This is a genomic window from Brevundimonas sp. TWP1-3 (assembly GCF_049896085.1).
Lineage (GTDB): Bacteria > Pseudomonadota > Alphaproteobacteria > Caulobacterales > Caulobacteraceae > Brevundimonas.
Genome location: NZ_JAFCTP010000001.1, coordinates 575,382 through 592,934, shown reverse-complemented (window position 1 = coordinate 592,934; position 17,553 = coordinate 575,382). Strand labels below are relative to the sequence as shown.

Genomic DNA, 17,553 nt, shown 5'->3' with positions numbered 1-17,553 from the left:
GCCCGATCGGTCTAGATGGAAATTTCCGGAACGCCAGCCTGCCCTAGGAGCGCGTAGAGTTCGGCTACCTTTGATCGTTGGCCACGTTGCTGGCAGAACGCAAAGATGGCCCGCTGCTTCGCTCGGGAGAGGGCGACGAAAAACGCGGCGAGGCCCTCTTTGTCGCCGGGTTTGTGCGCCCACCAAGCTTGGTCGTCGAGACCCATGAAGACGATCGTGTCGTACTCAAGCCCCTTGCTCTTATGCACGGTCATCAGAGGTATCTGATCGAGACCTTCGAAGGCATCCAAGCACTCGGACCAGGTCGATACCCCGGTCGCCGATGCCATCAGGTGCTGCAGCAGCCCTTCAACGACGATCTCGAGAAGATTGCTTGCTCCATATTCAACATAGGTTCTTTGAACGGCCGCGGGATCGAGGAAGGTCAACACGGCCTCTGCGATGTTAACCGCCGCCTCCGCCGAGGGCGCGGTTTCAGTCATGTCTTTCCTAAGCCCGGCCAGAAAACGGGACAGAGTGGCTTCAGCCCGGGCGTCCGCAGCATCGTCGCCGGGCGGGATCGCTCTCAGCGCCGAGACAGCGGCGGATAGATACTGCCAGGCTGCAGGCGAACGCTGGACAGATCCGAGCCTGAGCGCAGCGACGACGAGCCGGCAGAGGCTGTCGGACAGCAGGTCCTGAAGCGGGACTTTGCCGACCAGCGCGCTTTCGTTGCGAATACGCAAGCCGCTCGCGGCCATCGGCGCGCGGAGTTCGGTGTCCACCGCCTCCGCCTTCTGCTTGACGAGGATCGCATAGTCGCGTGGGCGACGTCCTCTCCGCTTCATGTCGCTGGCCAACCACGTCGCGAGATGGCGCGTTTCTTGAGCGCATGTCGGGCTGTTCCAAATCTGGGCCACGTCGCCATCGATAAGTTTGCCTGTCTTGGCCAAGACCTGTGGCGACGATGGGTCGAGGGCGCGTGCGACGACATGCTGGATGGCGACGAGATCCGGTGAAGAACGAAAGTTGAAGAGCAGGGGCACCCGCAGAGCGTGGAAGTCTGCTTCCAATCGGGCGAAGGCGTCTGGTCTCGCGCCGGCCCAGCCCATGATCCTTTGTTTGTCGTCTCCGACGCCGGTGATTACGGCGCTGCTGCCTCTGAAGACCGAATAGAGGAAATCATACTGAGCGAAGGTGGTGTCCTGAAACTCGTCGACGAAGATGAAAGGATAGGTGGCGCGGAGTGCGTTCGCGATCTGAGGATTTGATCTCAGAAGCAACTCGGCCATGCGGTTCAACGTGACGAAGGTCAGGTTGGATGGATTTCCCGCACCCCGTTGCTCTGACCACCACCGTGTGGTCGCAAACTCAGCCCCGGATCGCGGTTCCGGGTGAGGAACGAGCATGCGTCTGGCCCCCACCGTACGACCCTCGAAACTCGAGGGACCGATCTCCTCGATCTCGGCCTTCCATGGACCTGGCGCCGCAAGCCGTGCTTGAGTGAGCCAATAGTTGGTCGACTTGTAATCCCAAAAGGCAATCTCATAGGGCTTCGTCGGACGCCACTCGGCGGGAATTGCAGTGTAGAATCTGTCCACCAGGTTTTTGGTGAAGGCGTCGAACGTGATCGAAGTGAACCGATCCGAAAACTCCGCAGGGCATCGCTGTTTGACGCGGTCCGCCAGATTTCCGGCGGCATCGCCCTTGAAGGAAATGGCCAGGATCTGGAAAGGCGGGCGGCACAGGCCTGTTTCCAGCAGATAGGTCGCCTTCTGCGCCAGGAACTCTGTCTTGCCCGCCCCAGGGCCTGCGACTACTGAGGTCGATCCCGGGTGGCGGAGCGCGGTCCACGCGGCGGGTTCGAGGGCATCGATCCCGCGCGGCCTCCAGTCGTCTGGCGCGGTGAACCGTAACGTCATGATGTTGGCGATACGGTCAGAGCCCCGGGCGCAGCCGGCGGCGGGGGATCGAGCTGGGCCGCGACGGAGCCGAGCAAGGCCTTCAGTTCCTCGGGAGCCGCCGAAGCGAGGGCCGGACTGTCGAGACCGCTCAAAACCCGCACATGCGTGCTTGGCTTGCCTCGCCCCAGAAACAGATAACGATACCAGCGCAGCAGGCTGTCCTGGCTGGAGTCGTAGAGGGCGTGAATGCCGCCGTCGCCCAACACGGCGTCTCGCGGCTCCCCGGCCGGGGACGGTCCGGAACGTCCGGGCTCTGGCGCCGAATAGGCGGCCTGCAATGCCATCAGCATCGAGTAATCCAAATCCAGCGGCTCACAGAAGAAGACGTTGAACCTTCGAAGAGATCGCGCCCACGTCTGAATGTTTGTCCAGTTGGCGGCGGCGAAGGTGTCGAAGGCCGCCAGGTCGGCCGAAGGGCCCGCCGGGCTTGGGGTTTGGAAAAGTTGGTCAGGCCGAACGCCATTTTCCATCAGCTGCGCGCAGGCGGTCTTGATGCGCCCCCAGCCGCCGCCCGCACGACCGTAATCCAGATCCAGAAGAGTCGCGTGCGGAATGTCCAGATCGACAAGCAGCCGCCACAGGTGATTGACGTGGCGGCCCCCAAGGGGAACCACCGCCACGAAAGACCGATCGATGTCCAGGCCAAGGGCCTCGGCGAGGCGCGGGAGCACCACCTCTTCGGAGGCGCCTTCGCCGAGGATCACGAAACGGGCAAAATAGAGTTCGGGGTAGGTTCGCACAGCCTCGCGAACGAACTTCGAAGCCTCGTCCGCGATCGGAGGCAATCGGATCCCTCTCACGCGGCAGGCGCGGGTCTTCGGGTCGAGGCGGAAATGACGGACTTGCTCCGGCTTCACCCGCGCCAGAATGCTTGGCGAATGGCTCGATAGCATAGCTTGAGCCCGTGACCCTGCGGTCAGTTCCTGGATCTGTCGGACGATACGGGAGAGGTAGAACGGCGCGAGGTTGTTTTCTGGCTCTTCGACGGCGATCAGGGTCAAGGCGGGAATGCTGATGCCGCCGGGCTGAAATCCATCAGGGCGGGGATCCGTCGCCAGGTTCGATTCTACGTCGAGCGTCGCCGCGGTCATGGCGAGGTGGAACAGAGATCGCTGGCCGTCACTCAACTCATCGAGACCACGTTCGCGCCCTGCCTCGTCGGGGCGGAACAATACCTCAGCCTTGCGGATGAACTGTTCGAACCGGAGATCGATAGGCCGAAACACCGGCGTGGAGTCCGTGCCTGCGGTGTGGACCTGCTGCCATCGCCTGGTGACTGCTGCGACCACGGCGTCTACCGCCGGCTCGCCGGAGAACGCGTTGTTCAGGGCAGAGCCCGCCGAAGCGAACGTCGTCCGCGTGCCTTCCGACCAGTTGATCGCCCGCCACAAGCGTCCACGCAAAAAGGCCGTCACCTGCGAGATGCCGTCCCGCGAGGCCGGTACATAGATGAGCTGGATTCTGGCTCTATCTTTGGGTTTCAGGTCCGAACACTCAGCGTCCGTGTATGCCCCCATCGTCCGAACGGCGCGATAGGTGTGTTCGATCGCCCCATCGATGGAGCCGTCATCCGTCCAGACCGCCTCCATCCGCAAGCGGCATTTCATCCTTCCGCTGTCGTCCGTCGCCATCTGAGAGAAGAACTCAGGAACGGCAGACGCGTCCGCAAGCGGATCGTCGAGTTCCGGAAAGGCCAAAACCGCCTCTATGGTGAACCGGCGCTCATTAGGCGGATTCACTTCCACAGCCGGGATATGGAAGTCTTGTCGCCGAAGCCGCCGCTGGTCCGGCGTAACGCCGAAGAGCCGCTGAAGCGCAAGCATAACAGCGGTCTTTCCCGCACCATTTACACCGACGAAGGCGGTCAAGCCTTGATCGAGAAGGATCGGGATAGGGTTTGGTCCGAAGCATCGGAAGCCGGAAATTTCAAGTCGTTCGATGTGCAAGACGCCACTCCCCTTGACGCGACACGCTGAGATGCCGCAACCTTTGCTTGCAGCCCGTTCTGACGGCCCTTGTAAGGCTCGACAAGGGGCAACCGTGAACCATTAGCTTGGGCTTTCGGCTCTCGCGCGTCAGCTTCTGATCAACGTCGGCGGCGGATCGCCCAGACGAGTTTGGCCAGCGCCGATGCCAAGGCGGCCGCCGCCAACAAAGCGGCCGGCTCTAACAGCTGAGCCATCACGAGGCCTGCGATCCTTGATCGTCGGCGCCGCTAAAATGACGGCGATCCAGGATCAGAATCTTCCGGGCCCGAACAGCCGGATCGGCGTCCCGGTGTGCGATGCCAACAATCCCGACGCGTCGCGGCGCCTTAGAAGAGGTGTCGGGTTCAACTCCGAAGACGACACCCAAGCCTTCGCGGCGCATCTCATCGAGATGGCTGAAGATCAGATGGTAGAGTTCCCGTAGCCCGCCTACGCTCGATCTCGTCAGCAACGGTCCTGCGGCAAGCCGGAAGGCGAGAACTTCGATCAGCTCGAACAGGCCGCTGACCAGCGATGAAGGCTCCGGATCTCCGCCGAGCGGCGCATGAACGACCAGGTCGCATCCGGCCAAGGATCGGAGCTTGGCCTGGTTGTCGAGCGGCGACACCTTCACGATTGCGATGTGGGGATAGGGGTTGTTTTCCGGCTCTGCCAGCTCATCAGGCGTCAGCGGGCGCCGGGTCGCCGTGTAGTATCCTGGCTCAAAACCGAACGCCGCGCCTATCCGGTCGAGCGCCTCGGGCTGAACCTTCTCCCCGCGTTCGATGCGTTCGAGGGTGGAGAGAGAAATGCCGGCCATATCCGCGAGCGTGGACTGTTTCCACGACCGAAGTCTTCGTGTCACCGACACATTGAACGCGATGATTTCAGGCGGGACCGGAGCATCGATGCTGGGGTCTGGGGCTGGCAGGGCCACAAGGCGGTCGTAGAGGGAGGGGGTCGGCATAATGGTATCCTTTCGCCCCCTTTTCTGGGACCTCGCGTGCCGCGAAAGTAGCCCCATCCGTCCTTCACCACCCGCCGCAAATGGCTGACGCTCGCCGTTCGCATTCGCCATCGGGGTGGGCGGGGCTCATCGGCATAGTAGGGCTAATTGAGATTGCGCTGTCTCGTGCGAATCTCCTGCGTGGTTCGCCAAGTTGGAAATGATGGACTGGAACCATGACCGAGCGGAAAGAGGCAGACCCTCGTGAGGCGATTGTAGATGATGGCCTGCTGTCGCCACAGGTCGAGACGTGGCGACATATCTACATCGACAACTACCGTGACTGGTTCGAGCTCGCGCGCGAGCTGAACCGGTATGCCGTGAGCCTATTCCAGGATCATCAGGACGCCGGCGACGGCGGGCCTGCAAATGCGGCCGCGCCGACCGCCGTTCGCGTCTACGGCCGTGCACTTAACGCCTACACGGCAAGCATCATGCTTGCCGAGCGCGCCATGACGATAGAGGCCGTGGGCGCGGTGCGCCCCATCCACGAAGCCGGGTTCTGGCTCAGTCTTCTGGCGACCAATCCGGAGAAGGCGCTCGAGGAGCTGGACATCGATCACCACAAGCACGCGGTCGATCGTGAACAGCTCCTCCGGGCGGCCTACCCAGGAAACGCCGAGCTCCATTCCGCGTCGGTGCAAAGAGAAGCGGCTCATGCCGCGCTGCTGGGCAAACGCCGGCCGATCTCCATGAAGGCGTTGGCGGCGAGCCTGCCCGGAGATCCCGGCTACCTCCAGTATCGTCTCGCGAGCGGCTTCTACGGGCATCTCTCGCGAAATAGTCTGGACGCCCTGAAGCTGCGGACAGGAGACAAGGGCGTCCGGCCGATACTGGGACCGTTTGAAACCGAGATTCCCAAGGCGCTTTTCTTCGCGATCGACGCCATGGCGCGCACGACGCGCTATTTTGCGGCGCTGGTGAAGGTGCGTGACGCGAACGACATCCTTTCGGCGCTGCGAACGACGCTTACTGATCTCGGCAAGGCCGACGCCGAGGCCGGGCCCCAAGGCGGCTGACGGCCCCGCGACGTTCCGACAAAACGGTTGCCGAAGCGAATCGGCTGCTACGATCCGTCATGGGCAAGAAGATCTCAGACAACCCGACAGCAGCCGAGATGATGCAGGCGGCTGAGGCGGCGCGTCTCATCGCGAGCCTCGGGATCGTGCCGCCGGATGGCCCATTGGCAGACGCCGCCAAAGCGCTGGCGGACGTCGTCGACAAGGCCGGCGTCCTGACCCTGCCCGACCGCTTCAACACCGCCTTCTCGGGCGTGGGTTGGGTCACTTGCGGAAGCATGCCCACAGAGGCGATGGAATCCGCGATCGCACTCAAGACCGCAGGCAGGGCGGTCGATGCGGAGCAGTTGCTGGCCGACATCTTCGATGAGCCGACGCTGAGGTTCCTGATCATGCGCTCCCATCGCTTCCACAAGGTGTACGAGCGCAAGCCCCAGCTTGAAGAGGCCAAGGCGCTGTTCCTTGAGGGCCGCTATCTCGCCGCCACGCCACTCCTGCTTATGGCCTCTGACGGGCTGGCCTACGACGTCGGCGGCTTCAGCGTCTTCTCCGAGCACGCCGATCTCACGGCCTTTGATTCCATCGTCGGTCACCCGACCGGCTTGCCCGCCCTGATCGGTCTCATCAGGGCGCCACGCACCAAAACGACGGGGGACCCGATTTCAATCCCCTACCGGCACGGCATCCTGCATGGTCGTGATAGCGGCTACGGGAACCGGATCGCCTGCGCCAAGGCCTGGCACCTGTTCCAGGCCTTGGTCGATTGGGCTCAAGAGAAGGCCGCCGAGCCGGACCGGATCGCGGTCCAGAAGCGCAAGGCCTCACAGTCATTTGGCGATATTATCGACGAGGCCGTATCAAGCGCGGCGCGTCGAGACGCGGAGAAAAAGGCGCTCGACGCCTGGACGGCCCGAGACCTCCCCGGCCTGCCAGATAGTCTCGAACCCGGCTCGCCAGAGGAAGCGCTTCACGACTATCTAGTCGGCTGGAGCACTAGCAACTTCATGCTGATGGGGAGCCGATCGATCAATGTCGTCGGCAAGAGCGCCGGAAAGCTCGCCTACGAAGCCCGTCGCGACGCGCGCGGGCTTAGGCTGACGGATTTCCGTATCCAACGGTTCGAGGACACGACCCCAAGCAGCTCGCGTGCGGAAACAATGCTTACGTTCGAAACCTCAACGGGGCGAAGGGAGATGCAGCTCTCGATCGGGGTCATGCTCGACCTCGGCAAGGACGGCATTCACCTGCGCGGCCCCATGGCGCGGTGGCAAGTCATGGGCCACGCCTTGCAAGAGGCCCGCAGGCGTTTGGGTGAAGCTGGCGACCAAGAATCAGTGATGCCATGACGTGAGATGCCTGGCGCAGCGAAAGACATCTGGGCGTCGGGCGCGATCAGCCCATGCTGATGCTGGCCCGCTGATCCTGGAGGCGATCGAACGCGTTGCGGATCGCCAGGGAGAGATTGATGCGCAGGCGCGTCACCGCATTGTCGCGGCCATCGAGATAGTCTCGTTCAAGGCGGCGTAACTGGTCGGCGGCCCGCGCATCGCTGAAGACGTCGAGACTGTCGAGTTCCTCGTGAACCGCGACGATCTGCGCGGTCGAGCCCCGGCCGACGATGCGGAAGTCGGGGCTCGCGGGCAGTCCGCCGGAGACGGGCGAGAACACCTTGATCGTTTCCCGCCCCTTGTTCTCCGTGGTGACGAAACTGTGGTCCGCGATGTCGATGATGAAATCGCCGGTCAGCGCGGTCGCAGGCTGATACAGGCCCGACCGGTTCCGGAGCCTTTCATGGAGCCAGTAGTCCTGATCAGTATCGATCGGCGCTTCGCCCGGCTCGTCGTCCCACGGCCTGTAGCCCGACCGCGGATTGAGCGGCGCGTGGATATAGGCCCCAAGGTTTGACGGGAGCTTGCCGTAGCTCACGTCGAACTGGTCCGCGAAGGCGGCGGCCAGCCGGCCGGCGACCAGGAGCTCGAGACCGCTGAGGTGGAGCGCTCCGATCAGCGCGGCGTGCGCCAGCCCGACGCCGTCGTAGACTCGCGCGCCCGCCTTGCCCGAAACGCTGGCCCGCGCTCTGGGCGCGAGTCCCTGATCGTGGAGTAGCGCGAAATTGCGCGGCGTAATATCCGCCGCCAACGCCACTTCGCGCGAGGTCAGTAAGTCCTGTGTCGATCTCGAAGGGCGGCCCATGTAAACTCTCACTCTCTGGAAGTTTTAACTTCCACGAAGTGGGTGTTTAGTCAAGGGCTTGCTTCAACACACGGTGGGACGCCGGAGCCGCGGCTGTTCGTGGCCTTCAGATGTAGTGCTTGAAGGGCAAGGGCGGCAGGTTGGCGATTGGCGCGGCGGTCAGGATTTCGCCGACGTCGTCTGCAAACCTCAAGGTCACCGGCGTGCCATCCCCGTAGATGCAGGCATTGAAGTTCAACTTGGTGAGACCTAGGACGTCCTGCATGACCTGGGTCAGATCCGCGTCGCCCTTGGTCACCTCGATGGACAGTGGGTTGGGCGCTTCGCGACCTGGATAGGTCTGGAGATCGGGCACGAATCCGACGGTCCAGAGATAGCCCTTGCGCGGGCTGACGGTAAGGGCCGTTCCACGCAGAACAGGGCTCCGTCCCTGACGGAAGAGTTTGATCTCGCGCGTCGTCTGGATCCGCACGCCGACAAGCCGTGTGTCAGGTCCCACGGCGCTGGAGAAGCCTCGCCATTCCGCCTCGTTGAAATGCTGCTTGGCGTGGATGAAAAGTTCCTTGGGCGGGCGGCCGTGCTTGGCGATATAGGCCTCGACCACCAGGCCGGCGATCTCCTTCGCCTTCGCCTCATCAAGGTGGAACTCGGACGTCGTCAGCGAATACCAGGGGCCCACTGCGCCCTTGAACACGACGCCGTCTCCGGATCCGAGAAACATCTGGGCGCCGCAACAGGCGTTCCCTGGCGATCCGGCGGTATCGGTCTTCTTGAAGACGAGACCGATGTAGCAGACGTCCTCTCTGACACCCGCTAAAGCCCAAGGACGCCCCCCGGCCTTGAAGAAGGCGGTCGTCGACAAGTTCCAGGCGATATTGGCGGGATCCTGTAGCATCCGCGGCTTGCCGCCGAGCGCATTGACGCCCTCCGGATCGATCGTCGATTCCCGGACGATCTGAAGAACCACTTTCTGATCGAGCAGCCGCGCCTTGAGCTGGTTGTGGAAATCGACCTCGTACCGGTAGGGCTCGGCGGCGGCGTTGTCCTCTGCGAACATCGACGGCACCTGTACGAAGTTCCGCGCCGTACGGGCGGAGAACCGCTGGCTGGTTCGGGTCCGTTCGGGCAAGGGAACGATCGACTTCGGCCGACAGAACCGGTGTACATCATCCGGAATAACGACAAACCAGACCGCCGGCACGCTGTCCTCCTCGCGGAGGAACTTTCGGATAGCCTGGTCGAAGAGATCGACGGTCTTGTACACGCGCTCGTGGCCGTCCGGGATCCGGACTGTGCTCGACAAGGCCGCCGCTGAAATCGAGATGGTCGCGACGGGGTTGGCGGGCCATTTGGTCTTGAAGGCCGCCTCAAAGCCCGGGAAAGCCAGATGGTGCTGCTCCGCCTTGGCGGCCGGAATATATCCCGTGATCTGGGATACCCACTTCTTGTACCGCGCTATTCCCTCGTCCGTGCCGATGACGCCGACCCTCATTTCAGCGGGTTTGCCCTCGTCGATCATGGGGCCGAAAAGGAACAGACCATCCTTCGGATCGGGCAGCATCTGGCCGTGTCCGAACTGGAGTAGCGGCTCCGGCAGGATCTGCAGGCTCTGGAGCGGTTCAGTCATCTGCGGGCTCCGCCATGTCCGCGATCTCGAAGGCCTCGTCCGGCTCCACCGGCGCTTCCGGAGGCGTCTCGTCCTCATCATCCAGGACCACGGCCCGGGATTTCACGGCGGGATCGGCGCAAGAGATCGGCGATTCGAATAGGACTGGCCGCGCATCCACGACGACCTCTGCAAAATCGCCCATCGGCAACCTCAGGCGGCCGTCGTCGTCACCGATCCAGGCCACGTAGGCCAACATCAGATCGCGCCACTGCCCGTTCCACCAGTTCCGGCAGAAGCCGCGCCGGAGCTTGTGCATCTTCTCCACGCTATCGAGCGGCGTCTTGCCGTCGTGCGAGAAGATGACGGCCGCCTTCATGACGAAATGGGGGGTGTCCGTCATGACGGGTTTGGCGATGAAGCCGAGGTGCCAGTAAACTCCCCGCTTCTCGCTCCGGCCCACCATGGCCTTGCGCCTGCGTTTGCCGGTGTGATCGACAAAATAGGCGGTGTCCTTTTCGATCAGGTCCTTGGTGAAGAACCATGCGACCGAATTGTCGGCCATCTCGAACGCGGACAATCCCTTGGCCGCCATGGCGTTGTTCCAGGATTGCCGCAGGAGGTTGACCACCATGCGCCGCGCGTCCGCGCGTTTTACACCGGGCATCGCCGCCGGCATTCCGGCCAACATGTCTTCCAGCGGCAAGGTGTAGCGATGCTCGATGACCTGTTCCGGAAGAGCGAGCTTCAGATCCACCTCCGTGCCGAACGTCCCCACCAGCCTGAAGTATTTGAACCAGGGGAGACGGGTCTCGGCCATGACGCTCGTGACCGCCGTCTCGGCGACGCCGAGCGAGAAGAGGGACACTTGGGGAGGTAGCGAGGCGATTGGGAGCCAGTTCGAGTAGAGCTGCTCGGGCTCAATCCGGGGCATCTGATCGGCGTCGGACCGCCGGAGACACCAGGCTGCGACATCAGCCAGGGCGATTGCACCTTTCGGCACGCCGTCACGCTCAAGAACCTGAAACACTCTGGCCAGGGCGGGAGCCCACCCGGCCTTGAAGTCGATGACATTCTTGCGGGCGATATTGGCTTTGAAGTCCGAAAAGGGGACATCGTCGACCCTGACCGGCAAGAGGAAATTGGCGATCTTGTCGCTGCGCTCCACCGTGACGGCGAGGTGGATTTCGTCTTTCACGCCCTCCTTGTTCAGGGCTGCGGCTGAGACGACCAGGATGAATTTCGCCGTGTGATGGCGAATGGCGTCTTCGATGTCGTCCCAGAACAGCTCCCCGCCGATCAGCTTGGTGACATCCGACCAGACTTCATAGCCGGCGCTGGCGAGTTGAACGCCGAGCCATCGGACGAAATCGTTCTCCTCAGGATTGGCATGGCTGATGAAGACGAGGCGACGGCCGGGTCCGGAGGCCGTTTGAGGCGATGGCGAGGTCACGGATGATGGAATCACTCAGGAACCATAGCGTGATTTCCAAAACTCTTCCTGTTTTGTTCCGCCGCGCTGTCGCACGCTTCGCCGGCGCGATCTCGCTAGAGGTTGTAGACGGCCTTGAGCCGCGCGACGAGTTGCCCCGCGTCAGGCGGCGAGAGTTTCAGCGCCTTCGGATCAAAGGTTTTGTCCGCCTCGACCGCTTCGACAAAGGCCCGCAGATCGGCGGCAATCCCGTCCGGGACCGCCATGGTCATCGTCGGCCCTAACAGCTGAAGGAGCTTGAACACATCGTTGCGATGCTTGGTGACATTCCGGCTATCGACCTGCTGGCCGTCCGCCCGGTCGCGCGCCAGGTTGTTGTAGGCGAACGCCTTGAAGGGAATGAGGGTCTGGACGTCGATGACGGGGACGCCGTCCATCTCTGTCGTTCCGTCCTTGAGCAACGCGTAATAGGCGTCGTCGAGCAGCATGGCTGACAGGCTCTCGACCGTCCCGTCCAGCGGTATGGGCGTGAGGCGCGCGCCCTCCGGCACAGTGATGACATCGGGCAGCCGCGAGAACAGCTCGATCATCGCCGGATAGGTTTTGTCAGAGGGATGGGTGAACCGGAAGAAATTCCTCGCGCCATCGCTGCGTTCGCGGGTCTGGTAGCCGCCGGCGTCGATGAAGGCCCAGAAGGATCGGACGAACTCCGACTTCAGGGCCTCGAGACAGAGGACCAAGTCGAGGTCCTTGGTCGGTCGGAACGGCAGACCGGCGCCGGTCATGTGGATCTCGGCCGCCGCCCCGCCGATCAATGTGTACTGGTCCTCGAAGCCCGCGAAAGCCGCCTTGAACACATCAATACCTACGACCATCCGAAGGGCTCCATGAGGGTGTCGACGGCCTGATCGAGGCGTTCGTCATGACGGTCCTCCAGGCTCAGATACAGGGAGAGGCGATCCACGACGGGTCCGTGATGGCAAATCAGACGGGGATCGTAAGACCAGGTTTCGATGCGGATGGCTTCCGGGTCCCGATCGTCGGCCGGCTGAAGGTCGTGCTGGTAGACCAGCCCCTTCCACTGACGGGCGGATACTGCCCGGGTTTCATGAACGGGAGGACCGAGGAGGGTGTAATCCGACAAAGCGGATTCCCCGGCCAGCGGCAGCGCTTGGACCTCGGGAAACGGCCTGACCAGACGACGGGCACGGACGGGCGACTGAAGCAAATCACGGACCGCCCGCCAGAGGTCGTCGCCCTCCTGCTTGAAAGCGATGCGACGCGCCCGGCCGCGAACATCGATGCTGAGAATGCCGTGCCGCTGCAGTTCATCAACCACCCGCCCGGTGCTCATGGCGGAATATTGAAACCGCTCGGCCAGGGACTTGGGCGTCTGGCCATCGAGGTCCTCACGAAGTAACGAGGCCAGGACCACGACCTGGGCGGCCGGCGTCAACTGTTCCAAGGCCGGCCGGACCTCTGACCGGAAATATTCGCGCAGATCGGCGCCGAGCTCGGGTAGGAACAGCTGATTGCCGGGGACGATGAAGTTGACGCCCTGCTGGATAAGACGCTGGCGATTGGCCGAGCTCAGGGCGTCGGTCAGGAAGACAACCACGAACGCGTCCGATGTCGAGCGGGCGGTCTCGATATGTTTGGCGATTGTCGCCGGGGTTTCCGCGTCCTGGCCGGGCGTGGCGAGAATGAGCAGCTTTCGTCCGAACAGGCTCGTTTCGGCGAGACGATAGCGATCCGTCAGGAAAAACGGCAGGAGGCCGACGTCGGCGTCTTTGAACGTCAATCGGATGTCGAACAGCTGCGTGACGTAGGCCGCCGCATCGTCGAAAAGACGGCCCAGGCTCCCAAAAAATGTCGCGTTCGATAACATTGGACTGCACGATAACATTGGCAATGTTACCATTCAATCTAATGTTATTATTGTTGTCGTGGCGGCGTTTCAGCTACCGGCCCGCGCCTCCAATTCGCCAACGTCAGACTAGGGGCTCCATTGGAAGAAGGTCCGCATCACGTTCGAGGTCTTCGCGCCTGAGCCGACGCCCCTCCAGGAGCAGCCAGTCGAGTCGTTCCCGGAGTTGATCGTCAGAAAAGCCGGGAGCCCAGGCGAGCGGCGTCAGTTCGATGAGCGCCTCCTCCAGGCCCATCCGGAACTCACCCGTCAGGGTGGTTAGTTCGATGGTCAGGCTGATGCTCTGGGACCGATGCCGGTTGTAGTCTTCGATCAGCCCCAGATACTCATAGTTCTCATCTGCGCGCGCTCGCGCGGCAGGGATGTCGACGTCGTGTTTTCGGTTGGGCGCGATATCGGTCACGAGATCACGAAGATCGGAGATGCTCAGCGCATTCTCCGAATACGAGGCGTCGATCGATCGCAGGTCCGTCACGACCTGGCGGCAGTCCTGACAGATGTACACGACCCGATAGGATCGGAACGCCCCCATCCAGCTCTCATCCCCGACGCGCCAGAACAAGGCCTGGGGATCGCGCTCGGCCGTGAAAACCATGTGACGATGCAGGCGTCCCGTCCATTTGCCCTTTCCCGAAAGTCGGAGCGCCTCGCTCCGATCGCGCCGGCAGACCTCGCACCGCCAGTCCGGGACGACCCGCCGCCAGGGTGTCTCGACGCCTTGGGAGGTCCTGAAGGCCGCGAGGTCTTCGAGGCTCGGTCTTCGCGCGGCGGTCCGCTTGAGACGGGGCGAAATTCCAAAGCCGTCGTGACGAACCGAGCGCTCCGAAACGATGCCGGGTATCCGATAAAGGCTTTCTGCGTCTTGGCCCTGCTGCGATGCGAGGCGGGGCACGATCGACGTCAGGACGTGTGGGCTCCAGAACTGCGGTGGATTGCCCTGGATGCGATGGCCTCCCGCTTTCAGACGCCCCGCAAGGATGTCGAGAAAGGCGAGCCGGTCCGCAACGTCGCTCTCGACCTCGTTCCAGACGTCACGGACCGCCTCATCGTCGATCCCATGCATCCGGTTGGGCTTCACCTGGATGAAGCGCATGATCTCGCGGGGCGAGAAGCTGAAATAGCTGGGGATCAGGTCGCCGAGCCGGCCCTTGGCCTTCCCCTCGGCCGTATTGCAGTCGTTGCAGATCAGGGTGGTGAAGAACCGCATGGTGAGGTCTTTGCAGGCGTCGACGCCGCGCCGAAGGTCCCGGGCTTCCGGGGTCCGGTCCTCAATGTTCACGAGCGGGCGAAGCCTCTGTTTGGCGTGATCGCGCAGGTGGTCGTGATGCCATTCCAGCTGGCACAGAAGGACACCGTTATCGCTGACCCGCGCGATATCGGGCTTGCGGCGCTGACAGGCCTCACAGACCCAGTCACGCCGGACCTCGGCCCAGTTGCTGTTCAGATTGAGCTTCTGCGCGCCCAGGCTGAGCATCAGGGCCTTGGATTGCCGGCTCCAGGCGCCGTCTGCCTGGGGCAGCAGGGACTCAAGGTCCTCGTCGGAAACCGCTCTGAGGTCGGGCATGATGAGAGAGAAGGATGCGGTCATCGAGGAATCCGGATGTTCAAGACGAACTGCCTCGAGTGTGCGCCAGATTCGGACGTCCGCTCGCCTTCAACTCTGAGGTCACCAGTTCCGAAGCTCGCGGGTCTGGGGTCGTCAGGCGCGGCCGGCCGGCGCGCCGCCCGACTCCGCCAAGGGCAGGTCCATCGCGTAGCACCAGTAGATCAACAGGGCCGCGGTTAGCGCCTTGTCATCCAGTCCCGACGGAAAGGGTGTTCCTGCGCGCTCACCGGCCATTTCATTGATTTGGATCACTGAAAGCGCCTGCGTCAGGCGAGAGCCCAGCACCCGGCCCGCCTCCGGCGAAACCCGTTTCCAGCGCTTGAGGCGGACGCGATCCTGAATCGCCGCGTCAGCTGCGGGTTCCGATGCCGGGGCATAGGCGACGTCGCGCCACGGAGCGAAATACTGCGCTTCCGGCCAGAGCAGCCGAGACTGGTCGCCCCAAGGGATGACGACCGGCCTGCTTTGTTCCGGTCGCGAGATCCCGCTTTCGCAGAACGTCCTCAGAAGCTCGAACTTGTCCATACCGGTCTCACCAGGCCCTGAAGGACGACGCCGTCATCGCTGTCTGAGGTTCGGCGCCGGAAGGTCGTTGAGCTCACAAATCAGGGCCCGACAGCGATCGAATATGATCGCCGCGAGGTTCGGCGGATAGACGTGCTCGCTTCCGTGGGCGATCTCGTTGCGAATATGGACGAGCAACTGGTGATCGTCGCCCCACTGACTTTTCTGCGGCGGCGATAAAATGTTCCGATCAACCGCATAGCCCAGACGCCTTGCGAGGCCGGGCATCTTCTTGGCGTCAGCGCCCAGCCGAGTCTTCAGGGCGAACTCGAGACTGGCCAGGGCCTGACCGGCGGCGACCACCATCAGTTCGTAGTCGAGCCAGCCATAGATCAAGGCGTTCAGGGCGCGCGCATAAATCCTGGCCACGACGTCCGGTGCACCGGCAGGCAGATCCAGATCGGCGACCATGTCGTAGTGGTCGCGGAAGCTCAACGGGCGCAGGCCGTCGACCGGGTCGTCCGTCATCACGATCCGATATCGGGCGTCGGGCTCCAGGGCCTCTGCGTAGGTTTTCATTTGCGTCTGTCCCTTGGCAACGACGCCGCTGTCCGGCTTTGTAGGTCAATGGGCAAGTATGATCCGCTTCGGGACTATCTCCGCAAACTGAAGACCGATGAACTCGAACTCTCCTTCGCCGAGATGGAGCGAAAGATCGGCTATATGCTACCCAAGAGCGCGGGCCTGCCGCAGTGGTGGGCGAACACAACCGACCCGGCCACAACACACGTTCAACGCAAGGCCTGGGGTGCCGCCGGCTTCGACGCCTTCCTGATCGCCGGCGCCGACCGCGTCCGTTTCAAGCGGGTCCAATCGACCCGGTCCGCCTCCTAGCCTCCGAAGTCGAACGCAGCCTGGTTTTCGGAAACACCAGATTTCCGTTTCCGACGGCTCTTGACGGGCTGATCCGAGCCGCTCTCAGCCTCAGGCGCCGCTGACCTCGGCGGCTCTTCCAGGGTTCTCCTGACTGGCGGTCTAACCGGCGCCGGCCTCTCCACTATGGCCCGGGGCTCCGGCAGGCGCCTCGGCGTCCTCGCCCGTCGCCACGCCAGCAGCTCGCTCTGCCACCACCCGACCCGGTTTTGCGAGACCTGGACGCAGGCCGGGAAATCTCCGGTCTTCTGCATACGCCAGACCGTCGTCCGGCTCAGACCGCAGATCACCTTCACCTGCGACCAGGGGAGAATCCGGTCTTCCAACGCGTCGAACGGAGGCGGCTCGCTCACACTGTCCATGACACCGCCTCGTCCGCCCGGCGCTCCAGAACCTCGGCCAGCAAGCGGGCGTCCCGCGCCGCATCGACCGGATCTCGAACCTCCCAGGTGCGAAGAACGTCCTTCAAAGCGAAGCTGACCGCCGGGTCGACCAGCAGGTCCGCCACGCTGGGCGCCCACTCCGTTCTGAACCCTTCCAATCCCGCCTCAGGCATGACGCCGACCCCTGGCCGCGGGCGGGGCAGACGCGCGAAGGTCGCTGACCTGGTTCAAGGCCCAGGCGCGCAGCACGCCACGCGGATAGTAGGGTCTGTGCCGCACATGCAGACAGGGAGGCCCATTGCCTCCGGTGGACCACAGCCGGGCGAGCGTCTCCGGCTTCATGCGGATGCCGAATTGGATCAGGAAGGCGGACGCTTCCTTTCGGGTCAGCAGATCCTCATCGGCGGCGTCAGTCACCGCCGCCACCGGTTCTGTCGCGGGGATCATCGGCTGGGCTCCGGGGTCCGGCACTCCCGGGAATTGCGGGCGCCCCTCCCGGCCGAGAGCGCGAGGTAACAGTCAACGGCCGCGGCCACATAGGCTTGCGTCTCCGCTATGTTCGGTATGCGCCCGAGCCGGGCGACGCGATCCGGTCCCGAATTATATGCCGCGAACGCCAGCCGGACGTCGCCGAAGCGGAGCAGCTGCCGGGCCAGATAGTCCGCCCCGCCGTTGAGGTTCTCGATCGGATCGAAACGGTCTCTGACCGCGAGATCCGCCGCCGTTCCCGGCATCAACTGCGTCAGGCCGCCGGCCCCGACCGGAGACACGGCATCGACCCGGTATGCGGATTCCACGATCACCAGCGCATGAAGCATCTTGGGGTCAATCCCGTGGCGCTCGGCGGCGACGGCGATCGCGTCCATGAACGGCTGTGAAAGGGTCGGAAGTCGGGGCGTGAGGTCATCGACGCCCGCCACGTCCGACACAGGCTGCGCGGCGGGACGGCCGAACAGATCGCCGCCGGCGTTGCGCCAGTCGACCGTTTGAGCGGATGCGTTGCCCGCTGCGAGCGCCAGGGCCAGAGCGGCCAA

18 protein-coding genes are annotated in these 17,553 nt (G+C 63.3%); 3 read left to right on the top strand and 15 right to left on the bottom strand.

Going from position 1 to position 17,553, the window contains the following annotated elements:
- Positions 1-11: 11 nt before the first annotated feature.
- The 3 genes from ACP693_RS02920 to ACP693_RS02910 form a co-directional block, all read right to left on the bottom strand.
- On the bottom strand, positions 12-1,901 hold the full coding sequence (locus ACP693_RS02920) for a UvrD-helicase domain-containing protein (RefSeq protein WP_425986646.1): 1,890 nt from the start codon (positions 1,899-1,901) through the stop codon (positions 12-14).
- Positions 1,898-3,889 carry an ATP-dependent nuclease gene (locus ACP693_RS02915; RefSeq protein WP_425986648.1) on the bottom strand — a complete coding sequence of 664 codons (1,992 nt, stop codon included), beginning with the start codon at positions 3,887-3,889 and terminating at the stop codon, positions 1,898-1,900. The genes ACP693_RS02920 and ACP693_RS02915 overlap by 4 nt, the downstream gene beginning before the upstream one ends.
- Positions 3,890-4,124: 235 nt before the next feature.
- Positions 4,125-4,877, bottom strand: coding sequence for a helix-turn-helix domain-containing protein (locus ACP693_RS02910; RefSeq protein ID WP_425986649.1), 753 nt, complete (start codon positions 4,875-4,877; stop codon positions 4,125-4,127).
- A gap of 215 nt (positions 4,878-5,092) precedes the next feature.
- Between ACP693_RS02910 and ACP693_RS02905 the strand changes: the two genes are divergently transcribed.
- Together ACP693_RS02905 and ACP693_RS02900 are read left to right on the top strand one after the other, a co-directional pair.
- The gene (locus ACP693_RS02905; protein ID WP_425986651.1) at positions 5,093-5,935 is read left to right on the top strand and encodes a hypothetical protein; all 843 of its coding nucleotides are present in this window, start codon (positions 5,093-5,095) and stop codon (positions 5,933-5,935) included.
- A 59-nt stretch (positions 5,936-5,994) separates the two neighbouring features.
- Entirely contained in the window at positions 5,995-7,281 is a 1,287-nt protein-coding gene (locus ACP693_RS02900) for a hypothetical protein (RefSeq protein ID WP_425986653.1), read from the top strand.
- 46 nt (positions 7,282-7,327) lie between these two features.
- On the opposite strand, the gene ACP693_RS02895 is transcribed toward ACP693_RS02900, so the two are convergent.
- From ACP693_RS02895 to ACP693_RS02860, 8 genes are all read right to left on the bottom strand, one after another.
- Positions 7,328-8,128 carry a hypothetical protein gene (locus tag ACP693_RS02895; protein WP_425986655.1) on the bottom strand — a complete coding sequence of 267 codons (801 nt, stop codon included), beginning with the start codon at positions 8,126-8,128 and terminating at the stop codon, positions 7,328-7,330.
- Positions 8,129-8,234: 106 nt separating this feature from the next.
- Positions 8,235-9,755 (bottom strand): argonaute/piwi family protein, encoded by a 1,521-nt coding sequence (locus tag ACP693_RS02890; protein ID WP_425986657.1) that lies wholly within the window; start codon positions 9,753-9,755, stop codon positions 8,235-8,237.
- Positions 9,748-11,187, bottom strand: coding sequence for a toll/interleukin-1 receptor domain-containing protein (locus ACP693_RS02885; RefSeq protein WP_425986660.1), 1,440 nt, complete (start codon positions 11,185-11,187; stop codon positions 9,748-9,750). Before ACP693_RS02885 ends, ACP693_RS02890 begins: the two co-directional genes overlap by 8 nt.
- Before the next feature lie 95 nt (positions 11,188-11,282).
- Entirely contained in the window at positions 11,283-11,981 is a 699-nt protein-coding gene (locus ACP693_RS02880; protein ID WP_425986662.1) for a hypothetical protein, read from the bottom strand.
- A 50-nt stretch (positions 11,982-12,031) separates the two neighbouring features.
- The gene (locus ACP693_RS02875) at positions 12,032-12,967 is read right to left on the bottom strand and encodes a hypothetical protein (RefSeq protein WP_425986664.1); all 936 of its coding nucleotides are present in this window, start codon (positions 12,965-12,967) and stop codon (positions 12,032-12,034) included.
- A gap of 190 nt (positions 12,968-13,157) precedes the next feature.
- Positions 13,158-14,681, bottom strand: coding sequence for a hypothetical protein (locus ACP693_RS02870; protein WP_425986666.1), 1,524 nt, complete (start codon positions 14,679-14,681; stop codon positions 13,158-13,160).
- 111 nt (positions 14,682-14,792) lie between these two features.
- Positions 14,793-15,224: a hypothetical protein gene (locus ACP693_RS02865; RefSeq protein WP_425986668.1), complete on the bottom strand. Its 432-nt coding sequence runs from the start codon at positions 15,222-15,224 to the stop codon at positions 14,793-14,795.
- Between the two features lie 33 nt (positions 15,225-15,257).
- Complete coding sequence (locus ACP693_RS02860; protein ID WP_425986669.1) at positions 15,258-15,782, bottom strand: hypothetical protein; 525 nt, start codon at positions 15,780-15,782, stop codon at positions 15,258-15,260.
- Positions 15,783-15,830: 48 nt separating this feature from the next.
- Between ACP693_RS02860 and ACP693_RS02855 the strand changes: the two genes are divergently transcribed.
- A complete protein-coding gene (locus ACP693_RS02855) occupies positions 15,831-16,097 on the top strand; it encodes a DUF7662 domain-containing protein (protein WP_425986671.1) in 267 nt (88 codons plus the stop codon).
- Here the strand turns inward: ACP693_RS02855 and ACP693_RS02850 are convergent.
- From ACP693_RS02850 to ACP693_RS02835, 4 genes are read right to left on the bottom strand one after another with little or no spacing between them, the layout of a single operon-like run.
- Positions 16,094-16,498 (bottom strand): helix-turn-helix transcriptional regulator, encoded by a 405-nt coding sequence (locus ACP693_RS02850; protein ID WP_425986673.1) that lies wholly within the window; start codon positions 16,496-16,498, stop codon positions 16,094-16,096. The genes ACP693_RS02855 and ACP693_RS02850 overlap by 4 nt on opposite strands.
- Entirely contained in the window at positions 16,486-16,692 is a 207-nt protein-coding gene (locus ACP693_RS02845) for a hypothetical protein (RefSeq protein ID WP_425986675.1), read from the bottom strand. The genes ACP693_RS02850 and ACP693_RS02845 overlap by 13 nt, the downstream gene beginning before the upstream one ends.
- Entirely contained in the window at positions 16,685-16,966 is a 282-nt protein-coding gene (locus ACP693_RS02840) for a hypothetical protein (RefSeq protein ID WP_425986677.1), read from the bottom strand. Before ACP693_RS02840 ends, ACP693_RS02845 begins: the two co-directional genes overlap by 8 nt.
- Complete coding sequence (locus tag ACP693_RS02835) at positions 16,963-17,553, bottom strand: lytic transglycosylase domain-containing protein (RefSeq protein WP_425986679.1); 591 nt, start codon at positions 17,551-17,553, stop codon at positions 16,963-16,965. Before ACP693_RS02835 ends, ACP693_RS02840 begins: the two co-directional genes overlap by 4 nt.